The 20,281-nt window shown below is 35.9% G+C and carries 16 protein-coding genes and 1 tRNA gene; 6 read left to right on the top strand and 11 right to left on the bottom strand.

All coding sequences use genetic code 11. The features are described 5' to 3' along the window. Positions 1 to 5 precede the first annotated feature (5 nt). A complete protein-coding gene (locus tag QM491_RS04885) occupies positions 6 to 560 on the top strand; it encodes a methyltransferase family protein (RefSeq protein WP_283326134.1) in 555 nt (184 codons plus the stop codon). A gap of 190 nt (positions 561 to 750) precedes the next feature. Here QM491_RS04885 and QM491_RS04880 read toward each other — a convergent pair whose 3' ends face one another. The 9 genes from QM491_RS04880 to QM491_RS04840 form a co-directional block, all read right to left on the bottom strand. Continuing rightward, positions 751 to 1,329, bottom strand: a complete 579-nt coding sequence (locus tag QM491_RS04880; protein ID WP_166551294.1) for an OmpH/Skp family outer membrane protein — start codon at positions 1,327 to 1,329, stop codon at positions 751 to 753. 22 nt (positions 1,330 to 1,351) lie between these two features. Then, on the bottom strand, positions 1,352 to 1,963 hold the full coding sequence (locus tag QM491_RS04875; RefSeq protein WP_283326133.1) for an OmpH/Skp family outer membrane protein: 612 nt from the start codon (positions 1,961 to 1,963) through the stop codon (positions 1,352 to 1,354). 309 nt (positions 1,964 to 2,272) lie between these two features. Beyond that, positions 2,273 to 4,882: an outer membrane protein assembly factor BamA gene (bamA, locus tag QM491_RS04870; RefSeq protein ID WP_283326132.1), complete on the bottom strand. Its 2,610-nt coding sequence runs from the start codon at positions 4,880 to 4,882 to the stop codon at positions 2,273 to 2,275. Between the two features lie 83 nt (positions 4,883 to 4,965). Next, positions 4,966 to 5,715: an undecaprenyl pyrophosphate synthase gene (gene uppS, locus QM491_RS04865; protein WP_283326130.1), complete on the bottom strand. Its 750-nt coding sequence runs from the start codon at positions 5,713 to 5,715 to the stop codon at positions 4,966 to 4,968. Between the two features lie 352 nt (positions 5,716 to 6,067). Further along, positions 6,068 to 6,748: a type IX secretion system protein PorG gene (porG, locus tag QM491_RS04860; RefSeq protein ID WP_283326129.1), complete on the bottom strand. Its 681-nt coding sequence runs from the start codon at positions 6,746 to 6,748 to the stop codon at positions 6,068 to 6,070. Between the two features lie 124 nt (positions 6,749 to 6,872). Next, positions 6,873 to 7,916 (bottom strand): DUF6089 family protein, encoded by a 1,044-nt coding sequence (locus QM491_RS04855; RefSeq protein WP_283326128.1) that lies wholly within the window; start codon positions 7,914 to 7,916, stop codon positions 6,873 to 6,875. A 142-nt stretch (positions 7,917 to 8,058) separates the two neighbouring features. Beyond that, entirely contained in the window at positions 8,059 to 8,949 is an 891-nt protein-coding gene (locus QM491_RS04850; protein ID WP_283326127.1) for an NAD kinase, read from the bottom strand. A gap of 200 nt (positions 8,950 to 9,149) precedes the next feature. Next, positions 9,150 to 9,815 (bottom strand): CBS domain-containing protein, encoded by a 666-nt coding sequence (locus tag QM491_RS04845; protein ID WP_283326126.1) that lies wholly within the window; start codon positions 9,813 to 9,815, stop codon positions 9,150 to 9,152. A 125-nt stretch (positions 9,816 to 9,940) separates the two neighbouring features. After that, on the bottom strand, positions 9,941 to 10,723 hold the full coding sequence (locus tag QM491_RS04840; protein ID WP_283326125.1) for an alpha/beta fold hydrolase: 783 nt from the start codon (positions 10,721 to 10,723) through the stop codon (positions 9,941 to 9,943). 609 nt (positions 10,724 to 11,332) lie between these two features. Here QM491_RS04840 and QM491_RS04835 point away from each other — a divergent pair. After that, on the top strand, positions 11,333 to 12,553 hold the full coding sequence (locus QM491_RS04835; RefSeq protein WP_283326124.1) for an NAD(P)/FAD-dependent oxidoreductase: 1,221 nt from the start codon (positions 11,333 to 11,335) through the stop codon (positions 12,551 to 12,553). 75 nt (positions 12,554 to 12,628) lie between these two features. Here QM491_RS04835 and QM491_RS04830 read toward each other — a convergent pair whose 3' ends face one another. Further along, the gene (locus tag QM491_RS04830) at positions 12,629 to 13,561 is read right to left on the bottom strand and encodes an NAD(P)/FAD-dependent oxidoreductase (RefSeq protein WP_283326123.1); all 933 of its coding nucleotides are present in this window, start codon (positions 13,559 to 13,561) and stop codon (positions 12,629 to 12,631) included. A gap of 301 nt (positions 13,562 to 13,862) precedes the next feature. Here QM491_RS04830 and QM491_RS04825 point away from each other — a divergent pair, with 301 nt between their 5' ends. From QM491_RS04825 to QM491_RS04810, 4 genes are all read left to right on the top strand, one after another. Continuing rightward, the gene (locus QM491_RS04825) at positions 13,863 to 15,185 is read left to right on the top strand and encodes a vanadium-dependent haloperoxidase (RefSeq protein ID WP_283326121.1); all 1,323 of its coding nucleotides are present in this window, start codon (positions 13,863 to 13,865) and stop codon (positions 15,183 to 15,185) included. A gap of 158 nt (positions 15,186 to 15,343) precedes the next feature. Further along, positions 15,344 to 16,735, top strand: a complete 1,392-nt coding sequence (locus tag QM491_RS04820; protein WP_283326119.1) for a methyltransferase RsmF C-terminal domain-like protein — start codon at positions 15,344 to 15,346, stop codon at positions 16,733 to 16,735. A 320-nt stretch (positions 16,736 to 17,055) separates the two neighbouring features. Further along, positions 17,056 to 18,960 (top strand): DUF349 domain-containing protein, encoded by a 1,905-nt coding sequence (locus QM491_RS04815; RefSeq protein WP_283326118.1) that lies wholly within the window; start codon positions 17,056 to 17,058, stop codon positions 18,958 to 18,960. A gap of 256 nt (positions 18,961 to 19,216) precedes the next feature. Continuing rightward, positions 19,217 to 19,289, top strand: a tRNA-Thr gene (locus QM491_RS04810). A gap of 43 nt (positions 19,290 to 19,332) precedes the next feature. On the opposite strand, the gene QM491_RS04805 is transcribed toward QM491_RS04810, so the two are convergent. Beyond that, entirely contained in the window at positions 19,333 to 20,097 is a 765-nt protein-coding gene (locus QM491_RS04805) for a response regulator transcription factor (RefSeq protein ID WP_283326117.1), read from the bottom strand. Positions 20,098 to 20,281: the final 184 nt, after the last annotated feature.

Below are 20,281 nucleotides of genomic sequence, written 5' to 3'. Positions count from 1 at the left end.
CAAATATGAAAATAGAAATTATCATTGGCATATTATGGATTGTATATGGGACATTTCATTCTGTTTTAGCTTCGAATGAAGTTAAGAATAAAATAAACTTCCCATATTACAGATTGGCATATTCGATTCTTTCGATTATTTTGATGTTGCCTATCTTATATTTTCAAATAACGATACCCTCGCAATTACTAATGCCTGCAAGTACGGCAAATAATATTTTTGGAGGCTTAATGATTAGCTTAGGAGTTTACATGTTATTTATTTCTTTTAAACAGTATGACTTAAAAGCATTCTTAGGTTTTCAGGCCGAAGCACCTGCTCAGTTGATTACCGATGGCATTATGAGTATTGTCAGACATCCTCTCTATCTAAGCACACTTGTAATCGTTTGGGGAGTATTTGGTATCACTGGAACAGCCAACAATCTAGCCATGGCATTAGCATTGACGGCATATATTCGTATTGGAATTTATTTTGAAGAAAAAAAGTTAGTTCAGATTTTTGGTAAAACTTATGAAAAATACCAAAAGGAAGTACCTATGTTAATTCCAAAATTGTAGGAAGGTTTTTCGAAGATAAAACTTGTACTCAAAATATATTTGCTGCTCAAACGTATGTTTGTAGCAGCTTTTTTTTGCTCTTTGCACTTGTTTCCATTTAATATGACAACCTATTTCAGGACTAGACATAGACAATAAAAAAGCCCAAGATTAATCTTGGGCTTTTTTATTGTCGAAAAATAATCAATGATTATTTCTTTGGAGCAGCTGGAGTAGTTGCCGCTGGAGCAGCAGTTACTGGCTTAGGAGTTACACCCATTTTCTTCAATACTAAATCAGAGATATTAGCATCGTCTGGTGCATGCAATACGATTGGTGTTGTACCTTGACCAGCATCGTAGTTGAATACATAAGTGTAAGCATTTTCTTTAGCTACTACGTGCATATTGTCTTCGATTTTCTTCAACAATGGTTGCAACAATTGAGCTTGTTTCTTTTGCAAAGAAGTAGCTGAAGATTGACGGAACTCTTCAATCTCGTTTTGAAGGTTTTGCAAGTTTTTCTCTTTGTCAGCTTTGATTACGTCATTCATTGTAGCTTGATTTTTTTCGTAATCAGCATATTTAGCTTGAAAATCTTTGATTTTACCTTGCAACAAGTTTTCATATTGAGTTTGCGTAGTTTTCAATTCAGCTTCTACTTGTTTTGCTTCTGGCAATTGGTTCAATACGTAATCTAAGCTAATGTAACCAATTTTTGTTTGTGCATTTACGTTAGAGGTAGCCAATGCCACAATAGCAAACAAGGCGATAAAAAATTTGTTCTTCATTTTTGTCATTTGGATTTGTTAATTAGTTTTTTTTGTTTGTTTTCGCTTTTGAGTTTCCTGCTGGCTCCTCTTTGGCATTGTTTTGTTCTTCTTTTTCTTTTTCCTTTAACTGTTCAACCGAGATACCCAATTCTTCCATCACATAATCGGTATAGTCATGGGTAGGGTTTGTGTAAATCATCACTAAACTATCAGATGCTTTATCAAAGATGAAATCAAGTCTTTTTAGCTTAACGATTTTTTCTGTAGCTTTCACAATCTGGTCCAAAATAGGGCGCATGATTTCTTGTTTCTTCTTAAAAAGCTCTCCATTCAATCCAAATACTCGATTTTGAAGTTCTTTTACCTCTTTATCTTTATCAGCGATGGTTCGGAGTCTCTGCTGACGCATTTCCTCTGTAAGCAATACTTCTTCGGCACGATACGCTTTTTCAAGTTTGGTAACTTCCTCATTTTTTTCAGAAATTTCCTTCACCCATTTAGTCGTGAGCTTTTCAATATCTTCTTGTGCCTTTTGGTATTCTGGCATTTTGGAAGTAATGTACTCTGTATCGATATAGCCAAACTTTTGTCCGAAGCTACTCATACAAGCACTAAAGAAAACCAAAATTAGTAAAAAAATCTGCTTATTCACGGTGATAAGGGTTATTTAGTTAAAACTAAGGAAGGTTCTGTATGTGTCTATAAATGTATTATTTGAGGCAATATCTACAGTCCCTTATTAGCATTTGGTAGAACATTAACGTTGAAGCTCTTCGTAATATTGAATCTTGAAATCCCTAAATTCAGAGATTAACAAATGCTTAACAAATATATACTGAATTTGTCAAGTGTAAAATTACTACTGATAAAACTACTTCAGCAACTATGGATTCTGTCTTTTACAGAAACAAAGGGTAATAAGAATGATGATTCTTATTACCCTTTGTTAAGTATCAATAAACTATCGGATTTGTTGACCGATTGAGAAAGTAAAGGCTTGGCGACCAAAATCTGACACACCAGGAACTTTATCAAATGCCCAACCATAATCGATACCAATCATACCAAACGCTGGCATGAAGATACGTGCACCAACACCCGCTGATTTATATAACTTGAATGGGTTGTATTCTTGATAATTAGCAAAGTTGTTACCTCCTTCAGCAAAAGCTAATAAGAAAATCGTTGCTGATGGGTTAAGCGATACTGGGTAACGCATTTCCATTACAAACTTATTGTAAGCTACCCCACCATTTGGCACTGTTCCTTGCGAGCCTAAAATACGATCTTTATAACCTCTCAAACCAATAATGTCACGGCTAGCAATCGTATAACCTGTCATCATACCCGAACCACCTACGTCAAAACGCTCGAATACAGAGATGGCTTTATTTGGGTTATAACTACCCAAGAAACCCATGTGAGTTCGCATGTGGAACACCAACTTATTGGTGATTGCAGTAAACCAACTGGCATCAAACATCCATTTGTGGTATTCAATCAATGTGCTATTGGTATTACCACTGATTAACGAGTATGGAGGTGTTAAAGATGCTGTTAATGAGAAACTAGAACCATAACGAGGGAAAGTTGGGTTGTCAATACTGTTTCGAGACAAGTTTGTTACAAAAGCAATTGACAATGATTTTCCTTCTGGGTATCCATAATAACTTGAACCTAAGCCTGCAATATCAATCAATGATAACGAAAGTGAGTTACTCAATGAGAAATAGTCATCAGGCCATTTTAAACGTTTTCCTAAACTAAATGACAAACTTGTACTGTTGAAGTGAGCACTGTTTTGAGCAGTAGTAGCACTATCCTGTTGAGCTGTTGTCAAAGTCGAAGAAGATGTACCTGTACCATATCCATAGCCGTATCCATAACCATAACCTCCATAAGCATAAGGGTTAGACAAATAATTATACTGCTGAATCTTGTACGGATAAGAGATATTACGGCTCAAAGTAACAGAGAATGAGTTTGGTTTTTTACCACCCAACCAAGGCTCTGTGAATGACAATGAGTAGTTTTGATAAGCAACCCCATTAGCCTGAAAACGTACTGATAATTTTTGTCCATCACCTGAAGGAAGTGGTTTCCAAGATTCCCAGTTACCAATATTTTTGGCAGAGAAGTTATTGAAAGTTACCCCTAGCGTACCCACAAATCCGATATAACCACCCCAACCACCAGACAATTCAATTTGGTCAGAAGGTTTTTCTTCTACATTATATTCAATATCTACCGTACCATCCGCTTTTGGAATTGGGTTTGGCGTAATCTTTTCAGGGTTGAAGTATCCAATTGTTGATAATTCACGCACTGTACGAATAATCGCCGATTTATTGAATTTTTGTCCTGGCAATGTTCTAATCTCACGCATTACTACGTGGTCAGAAGTTTTGGTATTACCATTTACAATTACTTTGTTGATAGTTGCTTGTTTACCTTCTGTAATTCTGAAAGTAATATCGATCGAGTCACCTACTACGGCTGTTTCAACTGGTTCACATTGGAAATACAAATAACCATTGTCCATGTAAGCTGAACTAACATCTTCTTGAGGCTTACCGTTCAAACGTTTTTCTAAATCTTCAGTATTATAAATATCACCTCTCTTAACTCCTAAAATTTCAGTAAGTACCGAGTCAGGATAAATATAGTTACCTTCCCAGAAAATATTACGGTAGTGATACTGACGACCTTCTTCCATTCTGAAAATCACCTTTACCGTTTTCTCACTATCCTTAAATACTGAGTCTTTCAAAATTTGAGCATCACGATACCCTTTCTTATTGTAGTACTCAATTAGCTTACCTTTGTCTTCTTCAAATTTCTTAGGGACATATTTTGAAGGAGTAAATATTCTCCAAAATTTCTTTTCTTTCGTACCTTTCAACTTGCGTTTCAATGTGCTTAGTTTCATTTCTGACACACCATCAAACACAATTTTAGATATTTTTACTTTATCGCCTTTCTTGATATAAATCTTCATGGTAGCATTGTTACCACGCAAAGTATCAGTTCTTTCAGCAATTTTGATACCTACATTCAAGTATCCTTTTTCTTGATAATGTTTTTTGATAGCCAGCTCAATATTTTTCTTTACTGTAGCTGTGATGATTTTACCTTTATAGGTTTTAATCTTATCAGAAAGAGTTTCTTGTTCTCCTTTTCTGATACCATTATATTCGATTCTAAAAAGACGTGGGCGCTCTTTTAAGTGAATCACTAGCCAAATTTTATCACCCTCGATTTTGGCTGCTTGTACCTCTACTTCTTCAAGAATTCCCTGATCCATCAATTTCTTGATAGCAGATGCAATGGCATCTCCTGGTACTTTGATTTTATCACCGACACGAAGCCCCGAAAGAGTAATCATCGAGTTTCCATCATAAAATTTAGAACCCGTTACCACGATATCCGCAATTTCATACTCTTGAGGTGAAGCATAGTTAAGCTCTGTTTGAGCTGGAGTTGCAGGACGCCCCATACCACCAAATCTCAACTGAGCTTGCGTAATAAATGAAAGAAGGGTTAAGCAAAACAGAAAGGAATATTTCTTCATTGTATAGTTTTTGTTAGTCATAATTAGAGGTATGTTGTGTGTGGCATACCTTTGGCTAACTATTCTGTGACACGCTCTTTGTTTTATATACTTTTTTTAATCTGTTCGGATGTTCGGCCAAATCTTCTTTCTCTTACCTGATAATCGCCAATAGCAATATGCAAATGCTCACGACGAAAATCTGGCCAGAAAAGATCCTCAAAGATGTAGAGTTCCGCATAAGCTAATTGCCAAAGCATAAAGTTGCTTATACGGTGATCGCCACCTGTGCGAATCATTAAGTCTGGGTTCGGGATGCCTTTGGTGTCAAGTGAAAGTTCAAAAGTAGATTCATTGATATCCTCAAGCTCAATTGTTCCTTCTTTCACTTGTTGAGCTAATTTTTTAGCTGCATTGACAATATCCCATTTACCACTGTAGCTCAACGCCAAAATAACGGTTAAGCCTGTATTATTTTTGGTGTCTTCAATGGCTGACAACAATTCTCTACGTGAATAATCAGGTAAAGCATTCGTATCACCGATAGTGTCCAGACGCACATTGTTTTTGTGCATCGTTGGTACCTCTTCTTTAATCGTTTTTACAAGTAGATTCATCAACCCTTCTACCTCCGCTTTAGGTCTATTCCAATTTTCGGTAGAAAAAGCATAAAGCGTTAAATATTTTACTCCTAATTCACCACAGCCTTCTATCACGTCTTTAACTGCTTTAAGGGCATTACGATGTCCAAAAATTCTATCAGTAAAGCCTTTTTGCTTGGCCCAACGGCCATTTCCGTCCATGATAACGGCTATGTGTTTTGGTAGATTGTTTCTGTCTAATTGTTCTTTCACTGATTTAACACTTTTTAACAAACAGTTGGATTCAAAAGGGCTTATTCTACGCTCATTTGCTAGTTTTTGAACCAATTTGATGGTTTCAAAAAGCTTTCAACTCAAGCTCTATTCTATCCTAAAATGCCCTAAAAGCCTCTAATTTACATGAATCTATTAAGATTATTGCAAATTTAACGAAATAAACCCCCTATTCAAAATGACAAGAAGCCATATTGGGCTCTTCCAATGGTCTTTGAACTATAAAAATCAAAAGCGCCCATTTAGTATTGCCTAAATGAGCGCCATTGCTGGTATAATATTTTGAGGCTTAAATAAGTCCTCATTTGTTTCTTCTCTCGTAATCTGCAACTTAGTTTGGTGGGCAATAAATTTTGATGAATTTAAAACTCAGCGTCAAACTCGTGTAATAATACATATCGCCTTTGGAATAATCGCTTTGTTGTGTTTTAGGCAAAGTAGGATCATTTCCTCCTAAATTATCCAAATAATCTGTAAAAGTCTTCCTTGTGCCAAACTCCAAATTCAAATCCCAAGGACCTTTGATATTGTATTTGATACCCACACCAAAAGGTAATACAATTTGGTTTTGTTTGTAGTCGGCCGAAGGATTGTCTCTTGGTGAAAACTTCATAAAACCAATGCCTCCAAAAACATAGGGAGACCAATCTTTATGGTAGCGATGATACTGGTAGTTAAAAAAATTATATTCAGCCGTTAAACTCAATTCATTGATGGTTGTTGAGAAGTTCTTGCCTCTCTGTTGATTGAACGGATCACTGCTATTTTTATCATCTCCAGCAATACTTCCCATCAAAGCACTTGCCCGAAATGATAAATCTTTTTTAAGGTTGTAACGAAAAAATAAATTACCCCCCAGCTTTGCTGTGCCTATTTGTAAATCTGGGGAAATATCTCCTTTGTAATTCATTGCCCCTAATCCTGCACCAATTTCAATTTTTTGAGCCCACAACTGCGGAGAACACACACTTACAATTGCGACAATGAATACATAAACTCTCAAGTTGGTCATAAAATAATGGAAAAGTAGTTTTTTACGGAACAAAAAAGTCAGGCATTAAATCCTGACTTTTAGGCTTGTAGAGTATTTTAAATTACTTTTAGAAGTAAAAATTATACCAATTTTTTATAATCTTCTAACGAAGTGGAGGGCACTTTATTTTAGTTGGAATATAATAAATCAACTTCACGGAAGTAAGCATATATGAGTCCTTATATTTACTGTTACCACGAGAATCAGTACGATCAGAAAAACCTGGCACTGTAGACAATGTAAAAGGATCGACTCCTGGACTAGGATTATAACCTATCGAAGTTAGATAACTGACAAAACCATTGGTACGGTCTTTACCCGAATATGCTGCTGTTCTCTCCAAAGTACGATTTGCCATTGCAACAGACAAAGCACTTTGCGTCCCTAAATCGGCAGGGTCGGCATAATAGCCACCTACATCGTCAAGATAATCGGTCATAGTAAATCTATATCCGATTTCAAATCCTAAGTCGAAATTATGATTGAGTTTGTATCTAACACCAATCCCAAGTGGCGCCGAAACACTGATTAAAGAATAAGGTTGCACATAGCCTGGCAAACCTTGCCCTTCAGTATGAAGAGGTTGCAAACGCACCCACTCACTTTGGTCAGGAAATAAAGTTTTATCAGGCTTTGCCATGGGATCATGAGCAAAAACAGCTATCCCTCCAAAAACATAAGGAATAACAGCCGCACGACGTGCAGAGCCTTTGGTAGTTCTTACAAAATCATATTGTCCTACAATCGAGAATTCTTTAATGTCATTTCGAAAATGAAGATTACGCATAAAATTTGCCTCATAACCAGCTACACCATCCATGTAGTTATCATCTCCAAAAATTCTGGCCCATGTCAAACCAAATCTTAAGCCAAATTGTGGCGACAACTGACGAGTAAAATTAAAGGAAGCATTCCAACGAACACCATTGATAGTTGACTGTAAAAAGCGGTTGTATGGCGATAGTTCTCCATAATAGTGTGATGATCCTACTCCAATGCTCACTGACGAATAAGCCTCGAATGTTTTTCTTTTCTTTGGCTGATCTTTACTTCCGAATAAGTTCGAAAACTTGAATTGAGCATTACTCTCATGGAAACCAAACACACCTAACATCAAGAAAAACACTAGTGCAATATTTTTTTTCATAAGTTGGGTCTGAATAACTTCTGGTTTGACAGCGTGATTATTTGCAATTGTTAAGGTAAATATATGTTAATAAACGTTAATATTTTGCTTTTGGTATGCTGACTATTTTTTTGAAACGTTAATTATCGAACACCCCATCCTACTAATTTCTGATATCAAGTCCCCAATTCAATTTACTTCTGAGGGTGTTGAGAAAATTAATATTAGATAGTTTTACCAAATTAGCTTTAAACTTTTCTCTTTCCATTCTAATTTTCACATTTCCATCAACCACTTTCGATCTGGCATCTAGTGAAATCAAATAATTGGCACTTCTACTTTCGACTTCAAAATCTAATATTGAGTCTGTTGTAACTACCAACGGTCTAACATTCAGATTGTGAGGACTCATAGGTGCTATCACAAAAATATCAGAACTTGGCATTACTAAAGGTCCACCAACACTCAAATTATATCCTGTAGAGCCCGTAGCAGTGGCAATAATCAAGCCATCAGCCCAATAAGCATTGAGATATTCGCCGTTGAGATATGCCTTAACAACAATCATGGAAGAGGTGTCGGTCTTCATGATTCCCAACTCATTTAGCCCAAAATTTAACCCATCAAATATATCAATAGGTTTTCCGTTTAGCTGCGTGCTAATACTCACAAGCGTACGTTTGTCGAGGCTATATTGTTCGTTGAACAGTTCGTCTAGGCTTTCTTGAATTTTATCAGGTGAAATAGTCGCCAAAAAACCAAGACGACCTGTATTGATACCCAAAATAGGTATTTCATAATCTCCTACATGAGTGACAGCATCGAGCAGGGTACCATCGCCTCCCAAGCTAAAAACAAACTGGGCACCAGCTAGGTCTTTTTGAGAAGCATATATCGAGGATGAATTGTAAACAATCCCTTTTTCTTGGAGAAATTTATGGTACGATTCAGAAATTTGTAGAGATACCCCTTTGGCTTCGAGGGTATCAAACATACTTTGTACAAATGGCTTTACGGAATCGTTGAAATTACGCCCATGAATGGCTATCTTCATTCTACTTATCAATTCTTTATTACTATAAAATCAAACAAAAAGGGCTTTTCAACAAAATCCACAGAGAAGAGGGGTTTGTTTTTTCTCCCAAAAACAAAAGAAGAGATTCATTTTGGAAAAGGCAAATTTAAGGCTCGATTTTACAAGAAATAATAAAACCCATAAGATTTAGTTCATTCTTATGGGTTTTCAAAATTTTATTATAAATCTAAATATTTCATCAACATATCGAAGCGCTCTTTGTCAGGAGTCACAATTGGCTCAAAAGCATAAGCTCCAATTATATGATAATCAAAGCGTTCGAGGGTAGCTACTACTGGTGAGATGTCTCTTCGATTTAGTTTGAGGGTCAAAACATCTCGATAGTTAGATGATTCATCCCCACTTGTATAATAGCTACTGATTACTTTAGTATCGTTTGCTTCTATTAACCGACTGATTTCGGAGAGCGAATAGTCTCGATTACTAATAGCGATTTCGATAATAGCTCCTAATTCTTGCGAACCTAACCTTTTGGTTAGTTCATTAAGAAGCTCATTGACAAGGATAGTCCCTACAAAATGTTGTTCGTGGTTAACCACTGCAATCACTTCTAAGTCAAATTTTTGAGATTGAGCCAATACCTCGTAAAGGTGTTGATTTTCTAATACAAAAACTTCTGGGCACTCTGGTTGTAAGGCCACTATTGGCAATGATTCATCAGCATCTAACAATATATCTTGACTTATCAATCCTCTGTATTCGGTATCTTCTACAATTGCCAGTTGCCCAACCTTATAATCCTCCATCCATCCCAAAGCGTCTCCAACGGTATCACTGGATTTCAGAATGGGTAAAACATGATTTATTATATCTTTTGCAAGCATTGTAATAAAGTGGTAAGTTGTTCTCAATAGCAAAACTCAAGAAATGGTTTTCTTATTGTTCTCTATTTTCTAAAATTAATGATTTAATGGCAACTTCCCAATTCGATAAGTCAAATATTTGCTTGCTAACACGCCAATTCTAACTGCGTGATGGGTGTTTTTTCTAACCAAGTACTCAATATCTTATTAAACTCTTCAGGACGTTCCATCATTGGAGCGTGGCAACACTTGTCGATAAAATGTAACTCTGAGTTTTCAATCAGTCTATTAAACTCATGCCCTACTTGCGGCGGAGTGATAGTATCATTAAGTCCCCACACCAATAAGGTTGGTACTTTGATATTAACAACTTCTTTCGCCATATTGTTTCTTTGAGCCGATTTTGCGATAGCAATAATGCGAATTACTTTCTGTGCACTATTAGTAATATCAAAAACCTCGTCAATTAGTTCCTTTGTTGCAGTTTCAGGCTCATAAAATGTGTATTCAACACGTTCTTTGATATACTCGTAACTACCACGTTTCGGATATGAGCCCCCCATACCATTTTCAAATAGTCCAGAACTACCTGTTAATACCAATCTTTTCACTTTTGTAGGATTTTTTAACGTAAAAATTAATCCCACGTGACCTCCCAATGAATTACCTAAAAGTGTAAGATTATCGAGTCCCTTCCAATTAACAAATCCTTCGATGAATTCTGTTAATCCTTCACAGCCAGCTTTTGTAATAGGCATAGTGTAAATAGGCATCATTGGAATAATTACACGATAGTCTTTTTTGAAGCCTTCAATAACTCCCTCCCAGTTGCTCAATGCACCGAAAAGGCCATGCAATAACATTAAGGTTTCGCCTTGTCCTTCGTCGATATATTTATATCCGTTTCCTTCGTGAATCTGGTAGTTCATAACTATTTGAGGTTTGAAATTTTGATTGAATCAAGTATTCATGTTTCAATCTCATGGTTCGATTAGTTTTTGGATAAATTCAATAATTTTATGAATAAAAGCGAGCATAACATAATCTATATGAGCAATAGACTGTCTTAGCATTTATTGTAAAATAGTCTTTGTCTTAATATTCGTAAAATTAGCTTTTGAATAAACCCCAAAATGGTTTTGTTCAATTTTAGTAATGAATTATCTCTATGCAAAATAACAAAAAATATCTAAAATAATCCTAGTTTTTACTATACATGTTCAAAAATCTTAAAAAAAAAGACCCATAAAAACACACAATAAAAATAACAAAATACTAAAAATCAGATATTTATATTATAAAACGAAACAAAATTGATTTTATTCATTTTATAAAAAATTAATAATTCAGTATTTTATGCTTAAAATCCCCAAAAAGGGATATATAAAAATAATACAATTTTCCTTTATTTTGTCATACAGCATTACAATGCCCACAAAACAGATTTTTGTCAGAGAGAATACTTTTGTTTAACATTTTTCAAACAAAATGTACCTTTTCGTGCTTAAAGCTTATACAAAGACATAAAATAGAAGTATATGGTACTCATAATTGGAGCTGGAATTGCTGGTTTAAGTTGCGCATCTTACTTACATTCAAAGGGCGTTGAAACACTCATTTTAGAAGCCTCAGATAGCATTGGAGGGCGTGTGAGAACTGACATAAAAAATGGATTTTTACTAGATAGAGGTTTTCAAATTTTATTGACGTCATATCCTGAAGCACAGCAATTACTAAACTTTGAAGCCCTAGATTTAAAGAAATTCAAATCTGGAGCTCTTATCAAAACTGAGCATGGATTTACTACTCTTGCCAATCCATTTAAAGAACCTAGTGAGTTACTAGCTTCTTTATTTTCGTCAGTTGGTTCCTTGAGCGACAAACTTCGTGTTGCCAGACTAAGCTGGGAAACGCAAGAACTCGATGAGGAAATCATGGAAAATCCTACGCAATCGACGCTAGATTTCCTACGAGCCTACGGATTTTCAGAAAGCTTTATCTATCAGTTTTTCAAACCATTTTTTGGAGGCGTTTTTCTAGAAAATGAGTTAATGACTTCGGCTTCTTTCTTCAAATATATTTTTGGTAAATTTTATGAGGGCGAAGCCACTATTCCTGCTAATGGAATGCAACAAATTGCAGAACAGATAGCCGCCACAATACCCACAAATACCATTCGCTTGAATACGAAAGTGAATAAAATTCAGGGAAATACGGTAGTTCTTTCCAATGGAGAATCAATTTTGGTGAATCAAATTGTGGTTGCTACTGATAGTTACCAAGCAGCTCAATTGTTGAATCAACCCTTACCCACTCAATTCAATAGTACGATTTGTAGCTATTTTGAAGCCCCCAAGTCGCCTTTAAACAAGCCTATGTTAGCATTAAATCCAGACAGAAATGGTTTAATACATAACCTGTGCGTGCCTAGCGACATAGCTCCACATTATGCCCCTGAAGGAAAGGCTTTAGTTTCGGTTTCTACGCAGAATGCCCCTTCTCTTTCGGATGAAACTTGGGAAAATCAGTTAAGAATAGAATTAAAAAGTTGGTTTGGAGCAGAAGTAGATTCATGGAGGTTTTTGAAGAAATATGAAATTAAAGAATCTTTAAGCGCTTTTCCAGCGGGAAGTGTATTGCATCCTCAGTTCAAAATATCAGATAATTTGTACAAATGCGGTGACTGGACTAGCTATCCCTCACTCAATGCTGCCATGATGTCGGGAAGAAAAGTAGCTGAACTAATCGCCAACTCTTAATAGCTAAATCACAAAAAGCAAAAGGTTTTAAGCACTATTACAAACTTAAAACCTTTTGGCATATCTCTTCTCAACTTAGCAGATGGCTTTTGCTATAGCATCGCCAGACACAAACGCTCCTTCGACATTTCCAACACCAAAAGCATCGCCACCAATATAAATAGGATAGTTTTTTAATTGCAAAAAAGGCTCGCTAGCGCGTTGTGATGCCAAGGCATATCTCCAACGATGTATCTGATAAGTTTCAATTTGTTCGGGATTCACTATATCCGAAATCGAAGTAATTAATTCTTTTGCAACATTTTCGGCTTTTTCTTCGAGACTTAGTTGTGAATAACTCGGTGAAGCATGAATAGTTAGGGTTGGACTAACAGTCAATCCTTTTTCAGCATTATCTACTACCCATGAAACAGAACTATTTTCTAATATTTTACCTCCAGTTATAGTATCGTTGCTTGATGTATTGATTTTTGCGATAACCGCCCAGCATGGGTCGTATTGAATAGCATTTAGTATATTTTTTTCATCATCATTTAGCTCAATTTCAGACTCTTCAAACAATTGTAACACCTGAGGTATAGGAGCAGTAATAACTAATTTATCAAAATCAAATTGCTCTCCAGATTCGGCAAAAGCTATATTGTTCGAAATTCGTACAATTTTCTGAGCCAATTTTACCTCAAGTCCTTGAGCCATAAATTTTGGAAGAGTGCTCATGCCATCAGGACAAATATATCGAAGGTGCGTTTTGTCAGTTACTTTCCAAGGTTTTACAATTTGCTGTTTCTCAGCTTCATCTATGAAATCTTGAAAAGCTTTTGATTTGACCGAAAAGTATTGCGCGCCATGATCAGCCTTGGTATCGGCAAATCTTCTGGTGGCCATTCTACCTCCCACCCCTCTTCCTTTGTCAACAATCGTAACTAGAAATGAATCCTGCGAAAGAACTTGCGCCGCTCGAAGTCCAGCTATTCCAGCTCCGATGATAAGAATTTTTTGTTTTGACATATCCTATAAATTGGTATTTAACAACAAAACCTCATTCGTCAAGAATTGTTAGAGCAATCTTTGATTTGTCTACAAAAAGCTATTTTTTCTCTGAATTTTTCAAAATTTTATCAAATAGTTATAAAAATCAGCTCTAATACTGATGGATATAGCCATAATTCCTTCAAAGATTTTATTAACTTTGGCAAGACAAGCATTGTTGGTAAACAATTATATATAAAACACAGAATCTATTTCGAAAACTGCAAAAAGAGCCTACTCGTTAACCATTTTTGCATTAACCCAAAACTATACTTCTCAGATGAAAAAACTATTCCTTTTTGTATTACTCGCTACTGTTATTTTTAGCTGTAAAAAAAGTAATGAAAATTGGCAACAAGCAGCAGCAAATCCCGAATTTTTAAGAAGAACACAACTACAACTCACAGAATCTATTATTCACGATATTTTTGCTCCACCTGTGTCGAGTCGTATTTATATGTACTCTGCTTTAGCTGCTTATGAAGCTTTAGCCGCAGGCAATACTAACTACCAATCTATGGTAGGACAATTGAGAGGTTTTAAGAAAGTAGCAAAACCTGAAACTGGCAAAGAATACTGTTATCCAGTTGCAGCAGTACATGCCTATTTAACTATAGGTAAAAATCTAACATTTGCTCAGGAGATATATGTCGATTTTGAAAAAAAGCTCGAAGAAGATTACAAAGCAACAGGTATTCCGAGTGATGTATATGAGCGTTCTATTGCTTTTGGAGATTCAGTAGCAGCCTCTATCATGAACTATTCTAAGGGAGATAACTACAAGCAAACTCGTGGATTTCGCTACACTGTAACTCAGAAAAAAGGTACTTGGGTACCAACTCCTCCTGCATACATTGACGCAGCTGAGCCATATTGGTCAAAAATCCGTCCAGCAACCTTAGATACATCATCACAGTTTATGCCTCCAAAGCCTTATGAGTATGATATGACTAAGGGAAGTAAATACTATGATATGGTTATGGATGTTTACAATACTATTAATAATTTGACCGAAGAACAAAGAAACATTGCTAATTTCTGGGATTGCAATCCATTCAAAATGAATATTACTGGACATGCCATGTTTGCGACTAAAAAAGTTTCGCCTGGTGGTCACTGGATGGCAATTGTAACACAAACATCACGTCAACTCAAAGCGGATATTTATCAAACATCTGAAGCGTATCTACTTACTTCAATGGCTATTTTTGATGGATTTATCTCTTGTTGGGATGAAAAGTATCGCTCTATCAAAGTTCGTCCAGAAACTGTTATCAATGAGGTTGTAGATAAAAACTGGCAGCCAGTTCTTCAAACACCTCCTTTCCCTGAATATACTTCTGGACACTCCGTAATTTCAGGTGCAGCCGAGGTGGCACTTTCAAGTGTATTAGGAAATAGTGTAGCATTTGCAGACTCTTCAGAAATGCAATACGGCTTACCTGTTCGTAATTTCAAATCTTATAAAGATGCCGCTGAAGAAGCATCTATTAGCCGACTTTATGGAGGTATTCACTTTCGTCCTGCTTTAGATTTAGGACTAGAACAAGGTCGCAAAGTAGGTGGCTGGGTAATTACTAAGGTAAAGACACGCAAGAAATAAAATAAAACGGTTTATCTATATAAATCTCACGAAGTCCCAAATTTCATTGTAAATTTGGGACTTCTTTGTTTGTCTTGAATCGCAAACAACTAAGAGCTAATTCACAAACAAGATTTTTACATTATAAATGATGTAAATTCTAAAAATAAAAGTCAATAATGTCCCTTCCTCAAGCTTTATTAGATTCACTTAGTCAGGTTACTGGATACCAAGCTGATTCTTTTATCAAAACGCATGAACTAGGAGAGTCTCCAACTTCAATCAGAATTAATCCTGATAAAATAAATACTCCCCCAGCACACCTCAATATTCAAAGTCCTGTACTTTGGAATCAATATGGCTATTATCTCAACGAGCGTCCAGCATTTACTTTCGACCCTTATTTTCACGCTGGTACGTATTATGTACAAGAAGCAAGCTCTATGTTTTTGGAGTATGCCGTCAAACAAAGTGTCGACCTTGACGAAGACCTTAGAGTATTAGATTTATGTGCCGCTCCTGGTGGCAAAAGTACCCTTTTGGCAAGTCTACTTAGTTCTGATTCATTACTAGTTAGCAACGAGGTTATCAAAAGTCGCGCAAATATCTTGGTTGATAACATGAGTAAATGGGGTTTGACCAATACCTATGTGACTAACAATGACCCAAAAGATTTTAACAGAATAGGTGGCTACTTCGACTTAATTGTCGTAGATGCACCATGCTCAGGCTCAGGACTTTTCCGTCGTGATCCCGAGGCAGTTGTTGAATGGTCATTAGATAATGTTGCCATGTGTAGTCAACGTCAGCAGCGTATTTTGGCGGATGTTTGGGATTCGCTCAAAGAAGGAGGAATTTTATTGTATTCAACTTGCTCTTACTCTGAAGCAGAAAATGAAACCATCATGGACTGGGTAATCAATAATCTTTCTGCCAAAAATATAGTTTTAGATAAAAAAGATACTAGTACAATACAGCAATGGGGCATAGTTCGAACAGAATCACCCGAGCATCAAGCTATTGGTTATCGTTTTTATCCTGACCAAGCCCAAGGAGAAGGCTTTTTCTTAGCAGCATTCCAAAAAACAAAAACAGATTATAAGCCTTTTCATCGACCACATATTAAGCCTCAACGCACAAAAAGTTTCAAACACGAAAAAAGTGTTTTAAGTCAATGGATTACAGGCTTAGAAAACTACATGTGGTTTGAGAAAAACGACAATTTCTATCTAATAAATCCAGAGCATGAAAGTGATTTAAAGATTTTACAAAGTAATTTATATATCAAAAAGGCAGGGATTTTGTTGGGGCAAATTGGGGCAAAAGATTTGATACCAGAGCATGAATTAGCCCTTTCGACTATACTATCTGAGCAAGTACCTATTTTGAATGTTTCTTATGAACAAGCAATTGCGTACCTTCGTAAAGATGAATTTGTGCCCGATACCAATCAACGAGGCTGGTGTGGTATCGCATACGAAGAACATATTCTTGGCTGGGGAAAGGCGTTGGGAAACAGATTCAATAATTATTATCCCAAAGAATTACGTATTTTGAGCCGTTTACCCTAAATTTCGCATTATTCTCCCACATACACCCCAAAAAATAGAAAAACTAGAGAGTTTTGTAACCGAAAAAAAAATCAGACGTTCATACTCTAACTATTTTTTCTATTTTTGTACTGAAATTGTAATGTCTGCAAATCAGATTTTGAAAAAAAGACCTTTAAGTCTTTAGATTCTATTTTTAACAATAAAATGTTTCTGAAAAATCTGAAAATTAAGTGTTTATAAACTGAAAATAGCACACAGTAAGTAAGCTCAATAGTAGCTCGCAAGACAAACATGCACCTCAAACTACTATTTAGTAAATAAGCTGTAAAAAGAATCGCATGGTTAACGAAGAAGCAAACGAAATTAAACAGCAACAGGCTGCCAATCCTCAGGAGGAAATCGACGCGACTACCGCACAGGTATTAGAATTGGCCGAAAATACTGAAGCTGAAACAACTGACGTTCACACAGTTGATTATTCTACTTTCCCAAAAAATGACTTTGTTGAGTTATTGTCAAAATTACTTGACGATGTCAAAGAGCAACCTTCGGTAGCTGCGTTCCGCAAATCAGAAGATGTTCTTAAGGAAGTTCGTCCGCTTTTTGAACAAATCAAAGCGGCAGAACGTGCTGAAGCTCTTGCTAAATTCAAAGAGGCTAACGATGGCTCTGAAGATGGATTTGAGTTTAAGTTCGATGAAACTATCGAAAGATTCGACAAACTCTTTAAAGCACTTAAGGAAGAGCGTGCAAAGTATTTCAATCAAATTGAAAAAGAGCGTGACAAGAATTTCAGTCTAAAAACTGAGCTTCTTAATCGTCTTAGAGCTATTGTTGAAGGAGAAGACAATACCGATCCTGCTCAAATCAAAGCAGGTTTTGCTGAATTTAAGAAAATTCAAGACGAATGGAAATCAGCAGGTAATATCAACTCACCTCACAACAATACCTTATGGCAAACTTATCATGCCTTGGTTGACCGTTTTTACAGTAACAGAAGTATTTACTTTGAGTTGTTGGAGTTAGACAGAAAACGTAATCTTCAACACAAAATTGAACTTTGTTCTAAAATCGAAAAAATTGCTGAAGCCGCTAAATCAGAAACCGTAACTGGTAAGGTTTTGGACGAAGCTGTAGCAATTTTCGAAGAATATAAGCATATCGGTCCTGCTCCGAAAGAAGAAAACGAGCTGATTTGGACTAGAGTAAAAGAGGCGTTAGATGTGATTTATGGCAAACGCCGTGAGCAATTAGAAACGCAAAAAGCAGAATCAGAACAAGTTTATACGCTCAAATCTTCTATTGCTGAATTGGTTGAAACATTTGCCAATTTTACAACCGAATCTATTTCAGAATGGAATGAGCGCACAAAGGCACTTTTGGCTTTGCAAGATCAGTGGAATAACGTAAAAGGTTTCATGCCGAAAGAAAAAGGCAAAGACCTTAGCGACAAATTCTGGGGTAATATCAAAACTTTCTTCAAAAATAAAGGTGAGTTTTTCCGTCAATTGGAAGGCAAGCGTGAAGAAAACTTAAAAGCAAAAGTGGCTATTATCGAACAAGTAGAATCACTTTTGACTTCTGGTGATGATTCGCAGGATGCAACTAATAGCGTAATTCAATTACAGAAAGCGTTCCGTGAAGTAGGTCACGTTCCAGAAAAAGATAAAGACAATATCTATGAGCGTTTTAAGAAAGCTTGTGATAGTTTCTTTGATGCTAAACGTGCTAAAAACCAGAATATCGAGAAGGAGTTTGAAGCAAACCTAGCTAAAAAAGTTGCGCTTTGTGAACAAATCGAGGCAGAAGCGGTTGAAGGAGCTGAAACTTCTAAATTAGCTGATTTCAAAGCACAATGGGCAAGTATTGGTTTTGTACCTAAGAAAGACATGCAGTCAATAGGCAAACGCTATATTTCTGCTATCAATAAGTACGTAAGTGCGATGGGCAAACTTTCTGGCAAAGAGAAAGAACAATTAGCTCTTCAAACAGAAGTTGACATCTTGAAATCAAGAGGTGATTTCTCGCCAAGAGAGTTGAACAAAAAAGAGAATGATATTCGTCGCAAGATTCAGCAAATCGAGAATGACATTTCGTTGTACAAAAACAATTTAGAATTCTTTGCAAAATCTAAAAATGCGGACAAACTTCGTGTTGACGTTGAAGCTAAAATCAAGAAAGCAGAACAAGATTTAGCTCATTTTAAACATCAATTGAAAGTAATTCGTGAAGCAGAGAAATAATTCTCGTTCAAAATAGAATATAAAACAAAAATAGGATACGAAATTCGTATCCTATTTTTGTTGATAGATATGCTTGATTTATTTTTTTAAAAAAAATTCATTTGTAAGGTTTCTATAACATTCTTGTTATCAAAAAATTACGAACAACTTACAAAAAACTTTCATTTTTGAGTTCAAAAACATTTGCATATTACAATTCAAGCTACTAATTTTGTATCACGATAAGCAACAAACGCATTGCAAATCGTTGAAAAAAGCCTTCTTAGCTCAGCTGGTAGAGCAACTGACTTGTAATCAGTAGGTCATTGGTTCGATCCCGATAGAAGGCTCAAAAGCTCGACAAATGTCGAGCTTTTTTGTTTTATAGCTATCTCAAATACTCTTTTTTAGCTTATCAGGAGTCACTCCTGTAAATTGCTTGAAGTCTTTGATAAAGTGAGCTTGGTCAAAAAAGTTATTTTCATAACAAATCTCCAAAAGAGATTTGTTATTTTCTAATGAACTTAACGCTACATTGAAACGCACAATTGAAGCAAATTTCTTAGGCGAAGTACCTACAAGCTTGCGAAAACGTTTTTCAAATGGGCTTGAACTTATATGAAGCTTTTCGTTTAGTTCTTTCACTCTAATACTTCCATGACTTTGATAAATCATCCGAACGGCCTCTACAATAAGTTTGTCTGTGCTAATGCTCATTAATTGAGAAAGAAAAAATCGCTCTACTACCTGAATTTTTTGCTCATCTGTTTGTGCTAATACGAAGCGCTCTTGAACCTCGTAAACTAAAGATTTTTCAAAAATATAATCAAGACCAATACTTAAATTAAACAATTCGTTTACAGGATGATTTGTAAAATGTGCTAGACCTATTTCTGTGAAAAATACGAGAAATGTTCCAATTCCAGGAGAGTTTTTAAATACTTTGTAGCTATCAACGATACCCGTAATGCCTGCTGATTGAAGTGTTGAAATGTCATTGTCTTGAATGATTGCAAGGTTACCTTTGTATTGAAAGCCTATGACTATTCCTAAAGATGGGAACACTTTATATTCCGATTCATATTCTATTTCTGAAATAGCAAATTGCTTTATGTAAGGTCTCAATATCTCTGAAGGTTGGAATATCTCAAATCTCATTTTGCATTTTCAAATTAAAATATTAACCAAATTAAGTAATCGTGCAGGATTATATTTAAGTTATGTGTTTAGGCAACAGGCACAAGGCAAAGAGTGTTAAAATGTTTTTTAATAACCACAGCCATGCTTTTTTCTAAAGCCCACAGCCGAAAGCCGTTACCTGAAAGCCCAAAGCCCAGTCTTA

This window comes from Flectobacillus longus (assembly GCF_030056705.1).
GTDB lineage: Bacteria > Bacteroidota > Bacteroidia > Cytophagales > Spirosomataceae > Flectobacillus > Flectobacillus longus.
This window is presented reverse-complemented; position numbering and strand designations above follow the sequence as displayed.

What these genes read in the sequence shown, in the direction of transcription:
- porG (WP_283326129.1), bottom strand. Translation starts at nt 6,748, where the DNA reads ATGACCAACTTGAGAGTTTATGTATTCATTGTCGCAATTGTAAGTGTG.
- QM491_RS04815 (WP_283326118.1), top strand. Translation starts at nt 17,056, where the DNA reads ATGGTTAACGAAGAAGCAAACGAAATTAAACAGCAACAGGCTGCCAAT.
- QM491_RS04820 (WP_283326119.1), top strand. Translation starts at nt 15,344, where the DNA reads ATGTCCCTTCCTCAAGCTTTATTAGATTCACTTAGTCAGGTTACTGGA.
- QM491_RS04850 (WP_283326127.1), bottom strand. Translation starts at nt 8,949, where the DNA reads ATGAAGATAGCCATTCATGGGCGTAATTTCAACGATTCCGTAAAGCCA.
- QM491_RS04880 (WP_166551294.1), bottom strand. Translation starts at nt 1,329, where the DNA reads ATGAAGAACAAATTTTTTATCGCCTTGTTTGCTATTGTGGCATTGGCT.
- QM491_RS04825 (WP_283326121.1), top strand. Translation starts at nt 13,863, where the DNA reads ATGAAAAAACTATTCCTTTTTGTATTACTCGCTACTGTTATTTTTAGC.
- QM491_RS04835 (WP_283326124.1), top strand. Translation starts at nt 11,333, where the DNA reads ATGGTACTCATAATTGGAGCTGGAATTGCTGGTTTAAGTTGCGCATCT.
- QM491_RS04855 (WP_283326128.1), bottom strand. Translation starts at nt 7,916, where the DNA reads ATGAAAAAAAATATTGCACTAGTGTTTTTCTTGATGTTAGGTGTGTTT.
- QM491_RS04840 (WP_283326125.1), bottom strand. Translation starts at nt 10,723, where the DNA reads ATGAACTACCAGATTCACGAAGGAAACGGATATAAATATATCGACGAA.
- QM491_RS04885 (WP_283326134.1), top strand. Translation starts at nt 6, where the DNA reads ATGAAAATAGAAATTATCATTGGCATATTATGGATTGTATATGGGACA.
- QM491_RS04830 (WP_283326123.1), bottom strand. Translation starts at nt 13,561, where the DNA reads ATGTCAAAACAAAAAATTCTTATCATCGGAGCTGGAATAGCTGGACTT.
- bamA (WP_283326132.1), bottom strand. Translation starts at nt 4,882, where the DNA reads ATGAAGAAATATTCCTTTCTGTTTTGCTTAACCCTTCTTTCATTTATT.
- QM491_RS04805 (WP_283326117.1), bottom strand. Translation starts at nt 20,097, where the DNA reads ATGAGATTTGAGATATTCCAACCTTCAGAGATATTGAGACCTTACATA.
- QM491_RS04845 (WP_283326126.1), bottom strand. Translation starts at nt 9,815, where the DNA reads ATGCTTGCAAAAGATATAATAAATCATGTTTTACCCATTCTGAAATCC.